The 16,425-nt window shown below is 36.2% G+C and carries 12 protein-coding genes; 4 read left to right on the forward strand and 8 right to left on the reverse strand.

Translation table 11 applies throughout. The features are described from left to right. The first annotated feature begins 88 nt into the window (after positions 1-88). Together ACH0QE_RS22110 and ACH0QE_RS22115 are read left to right on the forward strand one after the other, a co-directional pair. Positions 89-853: an NERD domain-containing protein gene (locus ACH0QE_RS22110; protein ID WP_415802591.1), complete on the forward strand. Its 765-nt coding sequence runs from the start codon at positions 89-91 to the stop codon at positions 851-853. 243 nt (positions 854-1,096) lie between these two features. Continuing rightward, entirely contained in the window at positions 1,097-1,468 is a 372-nt protein-coding gene (locus ACH0QE_RS22115; protein ID WP_415802592.1) for an NUDIX hydrolase, read from the forward strand. Between the two features lie 190 nt (positions 1,469-1,658). Here the strand turns inward: ACH0QE_RS22115 and ACH0QE_RS22120 are convergent, their stop codons facing one another. The 4 genes from ACH0QE_RS22120 to ACH0QE_RS22135 all read right to left on the reverse strand — a co-directional run bounded on the left by ACH0QE_RS22120 (position 1,659) and on the right by ACH0QE_RS22135 (position 8,148). Further along, the gene (locus tag ACH0QE_RS22120) at positions 1,659-2,495 is read right to left on the reverse strand and encodes a DUF2268 domain-containing putative Zn-dependent protease (protein WP_415802594.1); all 837 of its coding nucleotides are present in this window, start codon (positions 2,493-2,495) and stop codon (positions 1,659-1,661) included. Between the two features lie 131 nt (positions 2,496-2,626). After that, a complete protein-coding gene (locus ACH0QE_RS22125) occupies positions 2,627-4,456 on the reverse strand; it encodes a PD-(D/E)XK nuclease family protein (RefSeq protein ID WP_415802595.1) in 1,830 nt (609 codons plus the stop codon). Between the two features lie 16 nt (positions 4,457-4,472). Continuing rightward, positions 4,473-5,945 (reverse strand): DUF2357 domain-containing protein, encoded by a 1,473-nt coding sequence (locus tag ACH0QE_RS22130; protein WP_415802596.1) that lies wholly within the window; start codon positions 5,943-5,945, stop codon positions 4,473-4,475. Next, a complete protein-coding gene (locus ACH0QE_RS22135) occupies positions 5,920-8,148 on the reverse strand; it encodes an McrB family protein (protein WP_415802597.1) in 2,229 nt (742 codons plus the stop codon). Before ACH0QE_RS22135 ends, ACH0QE_RS22130 begins: the two co-directional genes overlap by 26 nt. Positions 8,149-8,665: 517 nt before the next feature. Here ACH0QE_RS22135 and ACH0QE_RS22140 point away from each other — a divergent pair. Together ACH0QE_RS22140 and ACH0QE_RS22145 are read left to right on the forward strand one after the other, a co-directional pair. Continuing rightward, positions 8,666-10,054, forward strand: a complete 1,389-nt coding sequence (locus ACH0QE_RS22140; RefSeq protein WP_415802598.1) for a Sau3AI family type II restriction endonuclease — start codon at positions 8,666-8,668, stop codon at positions 10,052-10,054. A gap of 130 nt (positions 10,055-10,184) precedes the next feature. Beyond that, positions 10,185-10,598, forward strand: coding sequence for a very short patch repair endonuclease (locus ACH0QE_RS22145; RefSeq protein WP_041964112.1), 414 nt, complete (start codon positions 10,185-10,187; stop codon positions 10,596-10,598). A 46-nt stretch (positions 10,599-10,644) separates the two neighbouring features. On the opposite strand, the gene ACH0QE_RS22150 is transcribed toward ACH0QE_RS22145, so the two are convergent. The 4 genes from ACH0QE_RS22150 to ACH0QE_RS22165 form a co-directional block, all read right to left on the reverse strand. Then, positions 10,645-11,892, reverse strand: a complete 1,248-nt coding sequence (locus ACH0QE_RS22150) for a DNA cytosine methyltransferase (RefSeq protein ID WP_415802599.1) — start codon at positions 11,890-11,892, stop codon at positions 10,645-10,647. 529 nt (positions 11,893-12,421) lie between these two features. Next, on the reverse strand, positions 12,422-13,228 hold the full coding sequence (locus ACH0QE_RS22155) for an abortive infection family protein (RefSeq protein WP_415802600.1): 807 nt from the start codon (positions 13,226-13,228) through the stop codon (positions 12,422-12,424). Between the two features lie 325 nt (positions 13,229-13,553). Further along, positions 13,554-16,163, reverse strand: coding sequence for a DEAD/DEAH box helicase (locus ACH0QE_RS22160; protein ID WP_415802601.1), 2,610 nt, complete (start codon positions 16,161-16,163; stop codon positions 13,554-13,556). Positions 16,164-16,201: 38 nt separating this feature from the next. After that, on the reverse strand, positions 16,202-16,425 hold a 224-nt coding region (locus ACH0QE_RS22165), incomplete at its 5' end, for a hypothetical protein (protein ID WP_415802603.1).

Below are 16,425 nucleotides of genomic sequence, written 5' to 3' on the forward strand. Positions count from 1 at the left end.
GATTAATATAGACAAAAAATGGCTAATTATGGTGAAAAATATGTTAATCTATTAATGGAAATATTTCTCTATGAAAGGCAGATCATTAATGGACTCTTATTTTTTTCCCGTATTAATGTTAGTCGTTATATGGATTTTAAACCGCAACTTTGCCACAATTAAAGGCTGGATTGAAGAAAGGCACGTTGCCAACATTCTTTCTTCTTTAGATTCTCAAAACTACAGCCTCATGAACGACCTCTATCTACCGAAAGAAAATGGACAAACGACTCAAATTGACCACTTATTAATTTCCCCAAAAGGCATATTTGTCATTGAAACGAAGAACTACAAAGGCTGGATTACTGGCTCAGAACACAGCCAGTATTGGAATCAGACAAATTATCAGCGAAAAGATAAATTGTACAATCCTATTTGGCAGAATTCAGGTCATATAAAAGCCCTTGAAACAATCTTGGGAGACGCGGCTTCAGAGATACCCATCCACTCGATAATCGTATTCGGAAAACAAGCCACACTAAAATTCAAAGAACCATTCAAGAATGCCTTTGTCATCAAAAGCAGCGAGCTTCTGGCTACAATTAATAAAATCCAGGTCACACAGGAAGTATCCCTTTTTAAGCGCGGTAAAGTGAAGCAATTACTCGTCCCATTTCTCATCCAGGATCAAAAACAAAAGCGAGAAATAAAGAAAAAGCATGTCTCAGATATTAAAAACGAGCTCAAGCAAAAGAAAACAATGGTGACTGAAAACATATGCCCTCGATGTGGAAGTCCCCTTGTTTCCAGAACAGGTAAAAAAGGAAAGTTCAAAGGCTGCAGCAGCTTTCCAAAATGCAGGTTTATAGCATAGGAGTTCTACGGAAAGCTTGAATAAGCTAGTGTGTTACATAGTCATTTTATTCGTTAACAATCTATGACCTTATAAATATGAAAAGGTGAAAAACGTGAATTTCGAAATGATAATAGAAAAACCGATATTAAAAAGCTTTGAGAAAACCAAAGAGAGAGTAGCAATGAGGGCAATCATTATGAAGAATAATGTATTCTGCTAGTTCAATCCAATCAAGGAGATTATAAATTTCCAGGAGGTGGCTTGGAGGAAAGTGAAAGCCACGAAGAATGTCTAATACGAGAAGTAAGAGAAGAAACAGGTTATATGCATTGCAAAGTCAAAGACAAAGTTGGCACAGTCACTGAACGGAAAATGGACGAGTATGTCGACAATGCCCTATTTGAAATGACCTCGCACTATTATCTTTGTGAATTAGCAACTGTTGAAAAAACGGCCCAACAATTGGATGGGTACGAAGCTGAACTGAATTTCACACCCAAATGGGTTACCCTGGAGGAAGCCATTAAGCAAAATGAAAGCTTGATAGAAAGATATGAGCAAAATGGCTGGTTGAAGCGTGAGACATTTGTGTTGAAACAACTTGAGAATATGCTGAGTGATGAATGTATATAAAGCACTGGTAAAACAGCTTAGCATTTATTGGTAAACAATCTGTCACTACGTGGTAAAAACAATGGCAGTAGTGTCAGTGATCATCAAATTACACGTTCCTACTTGGTTTGGATAGTGTGCGCTAATCTATTCCTTCCAAACTGAACGAACCGAAAAAAGCGCAGGATATTCCCCTGCGCTTCCAATCTAGCTAAACAGCATTGGATAAACGTCTCGTAAATAATTCGGAATAGCCCTCTCTTGAAACACTAGCCATCTCCTTAAAAGTTACTCCTTGAGCTAAAAGGAAATGAACCAATTCCCAACCGGCGTAGTATGCTTCTCTTTCATGGTATGTGGTTCCATTCCCAAACGTAAACATTGTTACCGCTTTTGAAGAGGCATCATCTAAAAAAGGAAAGATTCCGTTTAGGATTTCCGCTCGGCTTTCTTTACAAGATTGAAGCCAACCTGTTTCACGCTCAATATATTGTTCATCTGGATGCCCAGGGACTAAAGATTTGCTTACCTGAGTCGCTAACCCTTCCTGCAAAATAGTAGATGCGATTGTTCGTTCCCACTCACCTGTAAGATTTGCCGTTTGTGTATGTACTATATGTGTCAGTTCATGTGCAAGAAAAATTTCAGAATCTCCGTTCTCAACCGGTAGACAAAGCGCCATACGCTTTTGGTCATAGGGAGCAACAAAAGGATTATTTTCAAATCCCCCAACGAAATAAACAACGACTAAATCAATTGGCTTATCATAACCAAGCAATGCTTTAACTTTTGTCAGGTACTCCCTTACTTTTGCCTCATTGGGTTTCCATGACTCTATAAAAGTTAAATATTCAGGATAAACTTCCCAGGCAGCGTCCAGCAAATTTCTCGCCATCATTTTTCCCTCGTCTCCAGGAGGAACCGCCGCAAAGTTATAATGCTCCCTCCAAAGAGCCCATCTTTTTTCATCATCTACTTCAGGCTTATTTGCCTGTTCGTAAAAAGATAAAAACTTAGGTGCTAAATTTAATACTTCAACTTTATCCAATAATGTCACCACCTACATACTATTGATTGAATGATAGACTTATTTAACTTCAAGTACTATTCAATAAGGGGAAAAAGAAGGAGCACTGTAAATGTCCCTTTGCTTTCGAATACTGAAGTCCTTACTACTATTTACAAAGATTTGATTACTCCTAAGAGTTCCTGATTTTTATCTTCTTCAAACAACCTAACCATCTCTCTATACAACTCTTCCTCATCGTTCCAATCCTCTATAAACACAGATTTCGAGAACAATCGAGTATATCTAGAAGTTGGCAGTTTTGATTGAACAGAAAAAAGGATTCCAGATTCTTCTAACTGATTAATCAGTTTGAGTCTTTGATCAGCTTGAAGTGGCCCTAATTCCAGAGTCAATTTTAATCGATCATCTCTTAATCGCTCAAACCAGTATGTAAAGGTACTGTCATGCCACCACCATTTTTCTCGAGTAACCCCGAATGTTTTCTCTAATTCTCTGAACTCGCTCATCAAAAAAGAGGCATTCTTGTTGCCGACTCGATAATGTGACGAATCAATTCCATGAATTTGAGCAAATTTCACGAAAGGACCCTGAGGGAATTGTTCAGATGTAATCTCGCTAATCTTCCGCTCTTCTAGTAACTCTTGGTCCAACTTGTTTTCAATCATCTCTACCGCTTTTGCAATTTTCCTAAGAGTATCTTTAAGATTTTCATCATGATATAAAGATTCCATGCCAGTAACAACTTCTTGCTTGTTTGCCCAATCAATTATACTCAAATTCTCAGTATATATTTTGGTGTATTTTTTTCCCTCTAATTTTGCTGTAGGACGAATTGAAACACCTTGAATTTCCAGTGCATTAAGCAGCTTTAAACGGTTCTCATAAGGGACAGGTCCTACCTCGATGGAAATTTTCAATCTTTCATTCCATGTCCTTTCGAACCATATGATCAAGCCATGCCCTCTCCAGTAACCCTGTTCCGGTTCTCCTATGGTCTCGGTAAAATCTAGCCATTCAGGCAAAATAAAATTTGGAACCTGAGCATGTGCTTTATAAACCTCTATAGGGAGGTCCTCGAGCTGAACAAATGATAAAAATGCTTCATGAAGGACACTACTTCCAATTTTAAAGATATAGTCTATCGTTTGCTTTTTTTTAGCATAGATTCTCTTTAAAGCATTTTGTTGTACTAATGACAACCCGTCAATCCAAGTATAAATATCACGATATCTTGGTTGTTTACGGAACTCATCATGTTGACTTAAGTATAGAAAATCTACTGCAGCCTTATTAGTTTGATATACATCTTGGGCAAGTTGAATCGCTTCCTCATCTTGTACAAGTTCTTCTTTCAGAATTGCAGTATAATGCATCAAGAACTCGAAAATATTTTCTGACATGATTTCACGATTTAGCTCAATATGTAAAAGAATGATATCCATTAGGTCATTATAGTCGAGCACCCAGTATTCAGGATGAGTCGGTGCATCGCTCCTAAGGGTTAAGAAAATCGGAATAACCTTAAAATCCTTATAAACCCTTTTTGCATATTCTAAATAATCATCAAGCTGTCCCAGAGATTCTGAAGCATGAAATTTATTTTCAATAACCAGAACCATCTTTTGGGAGGGAACTACAACAACAATATCAATATATCGATTGGTATGAGTCTTTACCTCGCGATAAACTTCAACATCTGAGAAAGAAGCATGCATATACGTTAAAAAGTCTATTTCAGCTAATTTATCTTCATTTTCCTGCCTTGTCACCAAACGAGAGACTACTTTCTTAATAAAAAAGTTTCCTAACTGATGATTCTCGCTCGGGTCTAATAACCAAGCAAGAACATTTGAGTGCCTAATTTCAAATTGATCGACACGTAAAACTTTTAATGGATTAAACTGATGAAACTTTTGGTGGAGCTGGGCAAACTCCTTTGAGTGATCCAATTGTGCAATGCTTTCTATCGAAAAAGACATATAATATCCTTCCTTCCTAACTCCTGAGGTAGTCCATGCTTGTTAATACTAATTGTTTTAATTCACTATTCAGACTACCTGGCACCATCTGTATAGCACCCATTCCAAAATTCTCTCGAAACTCCACATCAAAATACCTCATCGAATCTGCTTGATCATCTGATGTAGGAGTTAAAATGTAGACTTCCTTGACTGCTTTTTCTCCAGATTCCCGATGTATGATTCCATCTCGATATTTGTGCATTTCCCCAAGTGCGGTTCCTATGTTTCCAGGTACCCTGTACTTTGGATCGAACACAATTATGAAATCTTTCCCTTCCAGTACAATATCCGGAATCATTCTCTGCGTATATGTATGGAAGGTCTTTGAATTGTATTGATAGGATCGTTGAAAGTATAAAGTCATGTCATTTACCAAATGTACGGAGCTCTGATTGTTTTCAGCTAAATTCAAGAACAATCCATTTCTATTAGTCTTGAATAGATTGCTGGTGTCTTTAATTAAATGTGACTCTCTCAATATTTTAACCACATACATATAACACCACATTTCATACAAGAAAAAGGTATCCTTCAAAGCGATTGGGTAAGAAAATCCAATTCCTTCCCTTTTATGCCTGTAGAGCTTATCAAACCATTCATACCATAATCGATAAACAGGATGCTTCCTAAAGGTCTGGGTTATGTTGTATGGACCCTTATTTTCATCAATCTCTGTTAAAAAGGGGCTATTCATCCAGTATCGAAGAATCGATATATACTTTTTGGCTTTCATGGATACAGAATCAATTGCTGCTTCTTCATAGTTCCTTAGCAGCCTGAATAAATCTATTACTTGCTGCTTTAAGACCTGATTCTCATAAAGGTTAATAGTTTCGTATGTTTTAGCCGTTTCAACATGCGTAGGAACATCTCGACCGTGCCCTTTTCTGTCCAACCAAGATAAGGTCGTTTGTTCAGCTCTCTGAACTTTTTCTCTTTTTATGATGGTAGTCTGTTTCTCTAATTTTCTGATTAGCTTGCTTTCTATCTTCGAAAAAATTTGTCGTAGCTGCTGAAAGTTGCGTTCAATGTAACTCCATTGCGTCCAAGATAGCTCTCGACTCTTTCCGTAAGTGTTAACCTGTGTTTCCAAACCAGATAATTGAAAACAAATATTGGCTTCCTCCAATATGTCTTCAATCATTAAAGTATATTGCTCTTCAGTTAGCTTACGTTGATCAGGATAAATATAAGACTCAAACTCCTGACCATTAATTGAGATTCTTAAGCTTCCACTTTGAAACGGAGTAAGCATAGTTGCATAGAGAACCTGCTCTTGTCTGTAAAATGGCAAAGGAACATCCTGGATAGTGACATGGATGCTATCTCCTTTATAACGGAGTTTATACTCAGCTGCTTCGGTTAAATACGCATCGGTAATATGGATCCATCCTTGGTTAATATCCAATATTTCAAGGTAGTTATCTCCAGAACTGAGTTGCTCCATAATACTCCAGCTCCTCTTGCATCCTTTTGACATGTTTTAGCGAGATGGAATCAGCCTTAAGGTTTTCCTTAAGCCAAACTTCCATCTTTCTTAACATTGCAGCAATCCTTTCATCACCACGAATTTTCGTTAAAACCTTCTCAGAAATAACGCGATCTAAAGCTTTTAACGACTCCATTTGATGTTCCTCAGGCAACTGATGATTAACAAACAGTTTGCGCAACATTTCCCCCATTGTCCGATAACCAAAATGAAGTTCATACGTTAATAACATCTGATGCAATTCCTTAAGCATGGCAAATTCTCGACCGAGCACCTCCTTGATATCCTGGTCCGCACGATCCCAGTATGCATTAAAGTCAACATCAGACAAGGTCATGACAAATGCACGGTCAAGCACCTTATCAGAGATGGAATGAGTGGTTTCATCTACATTAATCGTACCTAGTAGATAAACATTAGGCGGGATTAATAGCCTTTTAGGGATTTCATCTATATGGTCATCTTGATGCAATGGTATTTCCTTTCTTGATTCAACCGCGCTAAGATAATCACTTAAATAGTATTCAACTCGAGCAAGATTCATTTCATCAAGTAAAATAAAATGAGGTTTCTCCCTTTCCTTCAAAGCATTTAGGATAACATTAAGAAACTCTGTTCTAACATATCGCTTCTCAAAAGAACTATAGTATCCAAACAGGGCACTCGCATCAGTCCAATCAGGCCTTACCGGAATGATCGTGAAGTACGGATTTTCATCCTCATACTCCAGACCATAGACTGCATTAGTATACAGACGGCATAATTGAGTTTTTCCGGTTCCAGAAATGCCGCTTAAAAGAACAAAATGCTTATCATCAAGAGCAGTTAAATTCAGATGCAGGTCCCGGATAATTTCTTTTGAAAAAGTGAAACTACTATTTGTTATAGTTTGATAGATTTCCTCAAATTGAAAATTCGGTTCAAGTAAATCAGTGTTCTCAGTCGGTGAATCCACTAAGTCCTCTTCTTCATCTTGTTCATCAGTAGGCAATTCAAGTTTTTGGCTTGCATGCGCAAATAACAAAGCAGCGTCAATGAAGTTTTTCTTAACTTGTTCGTTACCTTCAACAAAGATTTGAGTCACATTATTAAAACTACCAACTCTATATACATTGCTTCCTGCTTCAATTCCATGTTCGTTCAATAATTTCATTGCCTCTGCCATTACCTGATGGTTATCCAGGGATTGTGTGGTAAAGGATTTTGATATCTTCCATTCCTTAATACCATTACCTAAAATTTCACGAGCATTTGTAAATATATGATTATGCCCTTCTATCTGTACCATAATGGTTTGGAAAGGAGAGAACTTTTCATGGAACTCAAAATAATATAGAAAACCCTTTGTAACCAACTGGTCGCTCTCATAGATATGAAACGACTGTCTCTTCGCATTTGTTTTGTATCCTTCTGCAGAAGAAATTTCAACTGTGTATGTACGCCCTAGTAGTTCAGTTTCCTTTATATTTCTAGTTGAGGCCAGAGCCATCAATGCATTGTAAGTTTTATGGGTTAAATCTATTTCTTCATTAAAATAAGTTCTATATTCCTCCAACTGCTTCCAAGTTCTGAGAAGGCTATCTATCAATAACTGTTCTTCAAGTTGGCTTTCCAAAGGAAGACTCATTCCAATTTGAAACCACGGACGCCTTCTTGGTTTGATACAATCTTTTATGTATTTAACGAAATCCTCTCTAGGAATTTTCTCCTTTTCTTTCCAGCCAGTCAAAATATCGAACTCCAAGGGAATCGAGTTTAGTACACTATGTATCTTCTCATTTTTATACCATGCCCAAAACGGGATAAAGTTCACCTCATGGTGGATAAGGATTAATTGGCTGAATCCATTAAGTTCCAAAGTGATTAGGTTATATTCTTTATCTTTCACTTTACGATATAACCCAACAAAGTATTTGCGACCAATGTCTGAGACTTTTTTCTTTTCTGCATATGTTGGATTTCTTGCATCATGATATGTTGTAGACAAGGTAGTATCGTAGCTACGTATATATACTTCTTCGTTTAATTGAATATCTAACTTGTCTACAAAGCGTTCAAACAATGGTTTAATAACCGGCGAAATTTCATCCAATGCCTTTCTGCATCGGAATTCTGTATTATCCATGTTTAATATTGATTGAAAATGATTGAGATCAAGCATTGAAGCACCCTCTTTTTTTATTAAAAACTATTAATTTAATACTACTAAAGATAGTATGGAAATAAAAGGCTGTGAATAACTCTAAATAGACAATATTCTTCCTCAATAACAAATATAAAAGCGTTCCCGTCTCATAGAGTTAGGATTACCTGTTTATCGAAAGCAGCAAAAATGAAGCATCCCCTTCAACAAAGGGGATGCTTCATTTCATTTATACTGGCTGCCCCACTATAATCCCATAGTACTAGCTAAATACTTATCTATCATAATCTCAACTTCGTCAGTCGTCAGCATATCCAGAATCATTGCAGCGCCAACCACGTTTGAGTATTTGTCTACATGGACAAAGGAATTTCTTTATGCTGAATCCTTTGTTCTGCAATATTAATTCAACACTCTAATAGCGTAATTGGCAATCTAGTAATTCCTTGCAGGATGATTTATACTGTAATTACAAATTTGTAAAAAATACCCTTTTGATATAAAAGCAATCTAGTTAATGATAGAGGTGATTGATTTGGAATACTTTACTTTGGAAGAACTAGTAGAGAAAGCGCACGAGGCAGAGGGAAAAACTTTTGGAGAGATTGATATTTATGACAGGTTGGAAAATAAAAAAGCGAAAGGCGGGTTAGGGCAAGTTATTGAAGAAAGTTTTTTTGGTTACACCGTAAATTCAAATGCCCAGCCAGACTTTGAACATTTAGGTGTCGAATTGAAGGTTACACCATTCAAACGTAATAAAAACGGATCGCTATCGGCCAAGGAACGCTTAGTCCTTAATATCATCAATTACATGGAAGAGGTACATACTTACTTCTACACATCAAGCTTCTGGAAGAAAAACGAGAAATTACTGCTAATGTTTTATGAATGGCTTCCTGAAATTGACCGGAATGATTATCGTATTTATAAAAGTATACTATTCACATACCCCAAAGCTGACTTAGAAATAATAAAGCAGGATTGGGAAACCATCATTAACAAAATCAGGAATGGCAATGCACATGAAATATCAGAAGGTGACACGAATTATTTAGGCGCATGCACAAAAGGGGCAAATAATAAGCAACTACGGACACAACCTTTTTCTAATAAGTTGGCTATGCAACGTGCATATTCCTTGAAGCAGTCGTATATGACCGCCTTAGTCCGCAAATATATTAAGAATGAGGATTTGGTAAGTTTCGCTTCTGCGGATGACTTGGAAAAGAAGACCTTGAAAGATTTGCTCGTTGAAAAGTTCTCTCCGTATATAGGGTGGACTGACGAACAAATAGCTGATCAGTTCAATATAAAATACAATCCAAAATCAAAAAGTTTTGTACCAAGTATAGTCAGTTCTTTTTTAGGGATTAAGGGAACCAAGCTAGATAATATCGAAGAGTTCACTAAGGCAAATATCCAGTTTAAAACCATACGCCTTGAACCGAATGGAAAACCTGAACAGCATATGTCTTTTGAAAATATCGATTTCCAACAGTGGATACAGGAAACTTGGGAAGATAGCTATATCCGGCAACGTTTCCAGGAAACCAAATTTTTGTTTGTTGTATTTGAGTTTAGAGAAACCAAAAAACAGAACCCGGACAGGAAGTTATATTTCAAGGGAATCAAGTTGTGGAATATGCCATTAAAAACAATCGAGACTAAGATAAAAGAATTATGGAGTAGTGTAAATAAAGTGATCAATGAAGGTGTAGTGATTGAATACAAATACCATGGGAAGAAGTTAGTTGAAACGAATAACCTTCCCAAAATCGGATTCAATGGAGTTACCCACCTCAGGCCCAAAGGAATAGATGGAAGTGATAAAATCGTCTTGCCGGATGGACAAAAAATGACGAAACAATGTTATTGGTTAAATAACAGCTATATTGCAGAAATAGTTAAGGAGCTAGATTGATTTCTTTTTTTGAAACTTAAATTGTCTATTATCGTCGTTTCTTCCAAAGTAATTATTCTACCTGTTCCATGTTTAATTTCCTCTCTAGTTGGTAGAACATAGTAACAATGCCCTGGGAAGGAGATAAACGATGGTGGACCAGCAAAGAAGTAAAATCATGTCTTCAATCAAGGCTGTTTCAAAATTGGAATCCCTTGTCACACAGGAGCTCTGGAAAAAAGGTTTACGATTCAGAAGGAATGTACGTGGAATGGTTGGGACCCCCGATATAGCTATTAAGAAATATAAAGTAGTCATTTTCATAGATTCTTGCTTCTGGCATTTTTGCCCAATCCACGGTAAAATGCCAAAAAGTAATATTGATTTCTGGAAGAAAAAACTTGAAAGAAACCAGGAGCGTGATAAGGAACATACCCAATTCTACCTACAAAAAGGGTGGCATATTTTAAGGATTTGGGAGCACGAAATCCGGCAAGATTTTGATAAAACAATCGAAAAAATAGCCACTTTCATTGAAGATGCGAAATCAGTAGAAGCCATATAAGAATAAGGGCCTTGACTAGTCAGTCAAGGCCTTTCTCTTATCTCATTTAAAATAAACTTAGTTGCTGCGGATCATTCTTGATTGCTTCTTGCTCTTCTTGCTCAATTTCAAGAATGCGTTCGCCCATACGCTGTATCAAGCCCACAACAAGAGCGTTACCCATGCAAAAGTACCTCATTCGATCAGACATTCCTTCTGTCCAGTTATCAGGAAAACCATTAAGACGTTCGCACTCCACCGGAGTCAAAACACGAATTCTCTTGGTTTCTGGGTCTTCGATAACATGGCTGCTCCTGTTAATTGTACCCTCGCTTGTCAACATAGTCCGGCCTGGCTTATCCAAAGTTTCTGGAAAAGCCATTCCTCCCTCTGAAAAGACATAACTATGACCACTCGCAGAAGTACGTTCTATTTTCTTGGGACCTTTCAGATACTCAAACTTTTCGATTTGAGCTTCTGATAAATAATACTTCTCATCTACATTTGATTCAATTATATCATTCAGGGTAATCGGTGATTCAAGCTTAGGCGTGACTTCTTCTGTATACACCACTCCATCCCTCATGATACCCGCGTTCATATATTTGCTGTAGAAGTGTTCTGAGATTTCAACTAAATCCTGTGGCAGTATGAATGAATCAGGATTGTATTTCGATGGATTATCCGTAACCGGGAAAGCTCCGGCGAAGAAACCTTCTCTTTTAATCATAAGTTCATCTTCAATGTTTTGTCTTACCTTAAGATACGGAGAGTCATTCCGAATAGCGAAAATGAACACTCTTCTCCTTCTTTGGGCCTGTCCATACTCAGCAGCATTAATCACACGCCATTCTACAGAATAACCCAAATCACGGAAACTAGCTAGCATGACAGAAAAGTCTCTCCCCCGTTGTTTTGAAGGAGATTTCAATAGACGATCGACGTTCTCTAAAAGTAAGTATTTTGGGCGCAAATCAGTCGCTAATCTAATAATCTCCCAGAATAAGACACCCTTTTTCCCTTGGATTCCTTTTTCTCCAGAAAGTGTTCGAGCAACTGAATAATCCTGGCAAGGAAACCCACCTACTATCATATCCACGTTTAAATCTATTAATCTATTCGCATCAACTTTTGCGATATCTTCGTTAGAATGAATTCCTTTTCCTTCGAAACGTCTAGCATAGCAATCAAAAGCATCTTGTGCTTTTTTAGAAGGTTCCCATTGATTGCCCCAAGCCACTTCAAATCCATTTGTTGCTTCTAAACCTAGCCGGAAACCACCTACTCCAGCAAACAATTCAGCTACTTTTAACATATTGAACATCCTCTCGGTATTACGTATACCCAAGATATATTATATTAAAGATTCTTCCTTCGATCAATCTTTAAGTTGATTTAACTCATTCTGAATTACTTTCTCAATTAAAATATTTTAACATAATTCTCTACAACTATGTATGGTAAAATGTCGAATTTTATTATATAACCTATTAATATATTGTACCATGAACATGATTGCAAGCGAACATTAGTTCTTCATTTTTTCTACAGAAGAAAAAACAGTACCCAATTTAATGAGTACTGTTATTAGCTCTTCTTTCAAAATGTTCATGTAAACTAAATTTTGCTAGTTTCTCCTGTTCATTTATAGAGAATATTTTGGTCTTCTTCTAAATCTAGTATGAAAACAGAGAAGAACGGGAAGAAAAACGTCTATATAAGTTAATAGTATTTTTTGGTTGAACACTTGTTAATTTTTTTATTAAATTTATTAATTAAAGAAGGATACAGCATAAATACCAAATTGATTATTTTGAACGGGCAAGCGTTAACGCAAGCCCCTTTTAATACGCTTTTACTAACGTACCCTTATCCAACTGGTATTCGTAGGTATTAAACAGGAACGTAACTACCGTTTTAGCCGAGTTAATAACAACTAACGCATGGTGCTTGTTAACGGGGTATCTTCTATGATGGGCATCCCCTGTTTCATTACGTATTTCAGCTAATCCGTTAACTATGCTTATTAATCCGCTTAGGACCTGCTTTAGCGGTTTCTCTAGTTTAGGGTTATCGGTATTTAAGTTTAATTCTTTTCGAACTCTAGTAAATAACGCAGGTAAATCAAGCTTATCTTTTAAACTTTCCCCCGTAATGTTAACAATAATTTCGTTGCAAACACCCTCTACCAATGAACGGGCACTTGTAATAGTTCCCGAGTAATCACCTTCTTCAAATCGTTTATCACACTTAGCTAAATCTTCTTTAATGTGCTCAAACGTTAAATGCTCGGGTACCTCGCTTTTCACGTGAATAATTTTTACGTCTAGCTGCTCATCTTCCAGGAAATCTATATATTCGTTGAAACAAGCCCTAACGATATTTTTTACTGTGTATTGGCTATCGTACTCCCTTAATTCATTCGTTAGATCGTCAACTGCTTCATCAATAGTACGGCTTGTCTTTATAAAGTCTGGAATCGTTAACCCACGTTCATTCGCAATTACCTTGATAATAGAACGGCTTTCTTGGTATGAGTTATCCGCTACTTTCCTATCAGCGAAAGGATTTCCAAGCCTATTATCAAAACACTCGTCTAAAGCTTGAGCTAAATTAGCCTTAGTTTGTTCTAATATTTCTATAGCGTTCATTTTTCGCTCCCCCATTATCCAATAATATCCTAGAACTATTATAGCACGCTCTAGCGGTTGGGGAGGTTGAATTCATAGCTAAAGAACAGCGAAAGCAGCCGTTTTATACTAACAATTTATTTAACAGACGGTAAGCATTACGTTTGTAAGCCTCAAGTTAAAATGGACAAATTCGCTGATTATTTTTGAACACTTTCTCTATTAATAATCCTTTGTCTGTTCCTCATTCTATGACTATCGTCTGTGAAGCTTACAATAACGCCGCCTCTATGTTTAGGATTCACTTAACCAATAAAAACAGCCTACAAAAATAGGCTGTTATGACTTATTTACCTTTTTCCATTTCACTGACCCTAATATCCTTCAATAGTTCAACAATATCTCTATAAGTTAAATTTTCATGTTCAATGATTTGGCATATATGCTCTTTTGTTAGTAGGCTACTACCATTTTCTTTTGAAATCATACTTCTTATTTTCCTTAGTACTTGAGTTATTTTAAGGGATAAATTTCTAATCTTATCAACTTCTAAATGAAATAGTTCTTGTCCATGTGGTACAGCTTCAGTGTGGATTTTATCCTTATGACTTAAAATAGTAACATTTACATCCTGCTCTTTTTGCAATTCTTTTTTATGCTTGATCCAATCTTTATGCCCTAAAGCCTGTCTACAAGTACTGATTGAAATACTATGTTCTTTATCCTCTTCTGATTTTGCCTCAAATGCCCAAATTAAATCTCTTAATATCCATATACCATCTGGAACACCATCCCCAAAGGGCCTTTCCGATTCAAACCCTAAAAATTCACCTAACTTACTTATCCCTTTTTCAAATTTTTCACCTTCATCATTTTGGATTAACTCTAAAAACTCATTTACATTTTTTTCAAATTTCCCACCATTAAGCCCCAAGTTCGATATGAAATCTTCAATATTTTCCGCTTGTAAAGACAGATAGGGATCAATATTAACTACATCTTTACTGTCTAGCGATAAGTGACTTATTATTTCAGCTAACCAACTTATTCCATAGGTCATTCTTAGTGCAGCAGAGTAATATTCGGAACTTAATTTTTTTGCTGATGCAACAGTATCTTTTGCTAAATAAGCTGTATTACCAGCTAAATAATACCACCAAGCCCTATAACCATCTAATTCTTTTCCGCCACTTGCTGTATCTAAAACAGATTTAACCTTTTCTAATGACCATTCTAAATCATTTTTCCACATGCCATAAACATATTCTATTTCATACTTCACACTATTAGTTAATGCACTAGTTGATTTTTGGATTTGTTTTTCATAATCTTCTCTAATACTAGTTATAGCAATATTAATCTCGGAAAATAGCTCTTTATCATATATGAAATCATTCATTAGTGAAATGACTTCCTCGATTGACTCAAAATTTTCAGAGTTCTGAATTCCAAAATCGATTTCTGCTTGGATTTCTGGATGAAATCCTTTTAGATTGTCGTTATTAGCACAAAACTTTAGTAAAGCTGGATCAACCATTAAAACATTCGCAAAATCATCACTAGAACGTGTACATCTTCCTAATGCCTGAGTAATTCTTGTCTTTACGAGTTCTTTTAAAAGGATATTTGCATTTAGCCTATTCCACAGAAATCCTTCTTGAAGATTTGTAGCTTCTGGCATTCCATATAGGACTAATAGGCGACATGAATCTTCAGAAAGGTCAATTCCATCATACCTTGAAGTTAAAAGAAGAACAGCTCGTTCCTTACTGGTAAAAGGATTTAGATTTTCTTCGATATCTGCTGCTTCAACAATAGGTATTTGTGGATGTACTTTGGAAAACTCTTGTTTAAAGTAGCTTGATGTTCTGTTATCAGGACATAAAACTAATGCCCTACCATGTTCTTTAATTGCATTAAAAGTTAACTCCAAGGATTCGCTTCTATTGAATTTCCTATTAGGAAACAGTATCAACCTTCTACCATTACTGTATTTATCCCAACCTTTAGGAATGGGAATCTTATTAATTTTTTTAATTCCAGTTATTCTTTCAATTTCTCCACCTTCGCCTAATGTTGCTGACATAAATATCCTCTGTTTGGCATTTGCAAAAGGGGAATGTGTAAGTGTAGGAGGACTTAATGGTCTAATGTTTATTTCTCCCCAAGAAAAGAATAACTGGCAAGCCTCTAAATTATTCCTTATCATAGACCAAGGGTATTTAGCCTTATTTGCAATTTTACTTATATTCTCATCTATATACTGAACTAATTCTGGAAGTTTCTCTAAATATTTTGGATAGGGTACAAGGTCATATATAGGCTTGTTATACTCATAATCCTCTCTAACAATCCTTGAGTAGTTGTAATCAGAGATATCCTCTTTAAATAGCTCAATTAGACTACGGAACACTTCGGGATTTTCCTTTCTGGTTAAAGAGAATGTCCATAAGGATGAGATGTAATTTTCAGCAGAGTGTGCATCATCAAAAATTATTGTATTTGCATCATTCAGTTTTGGATTGGTATTGAAGATAGCACTATAGGTTGTTATCGCAATTGTGTTACCTGTTAAATAATCACCATAACCCTTCTCCGAATAATTTGCCTGCGCACCAACTAGAATACTTGCTTTAATTCCATACTCCTGTGATTTTTCAAACACCTGATAAGCCAGCTGTCTCGTAGGACATAAATAGATAACTCTTTCGTTTTTGCATCGTCTTCTATATTCAGCAATCAACAAACCCACAAGTGTTTTACCCGTTCCTGTTGGAAGTTCAATTGCAACGTTACCGCTTTCTTTATATTTATCATAATAATCTCTTAAAATATCTGCTTGTTGAGACCAAAGACCCTTCACACTTGGAATTTGCAGCTCCCTAAATATAGATTCTGGATCTTTTTCTGTATTGTTTTTAGGCTTTGGTACAATAAAACGTGGTTTTTTCTCCATATTTACACCTCATTCTTCGAGTTTATATACTTTCTCTATCAAATTTCTCTGCCATTCCTATACATCATGTATTGGAGCAATGAAGAAGGAAAAAAGTGTCGGGCATTATACTTTTGATTTGAGTATTTTTTTATCCGTGAATATATAAAATCCTCTACATGCTCAAGAGAAAAGGTCATAAATGTATCTTGATTTTCCGTCTCATGTTCTGTAATAAGTAGTTTTAATAAATTCTTTCTATTGTGTTTTAACACAATAGAAC

The organism is Mesobacillus sp. (genome assembly GCF_047739415.1).
Lineage (GTDB): Bacteria > Bacillota > Bacilli > Bacillales > Cytobacillaceae > Mesobacillus.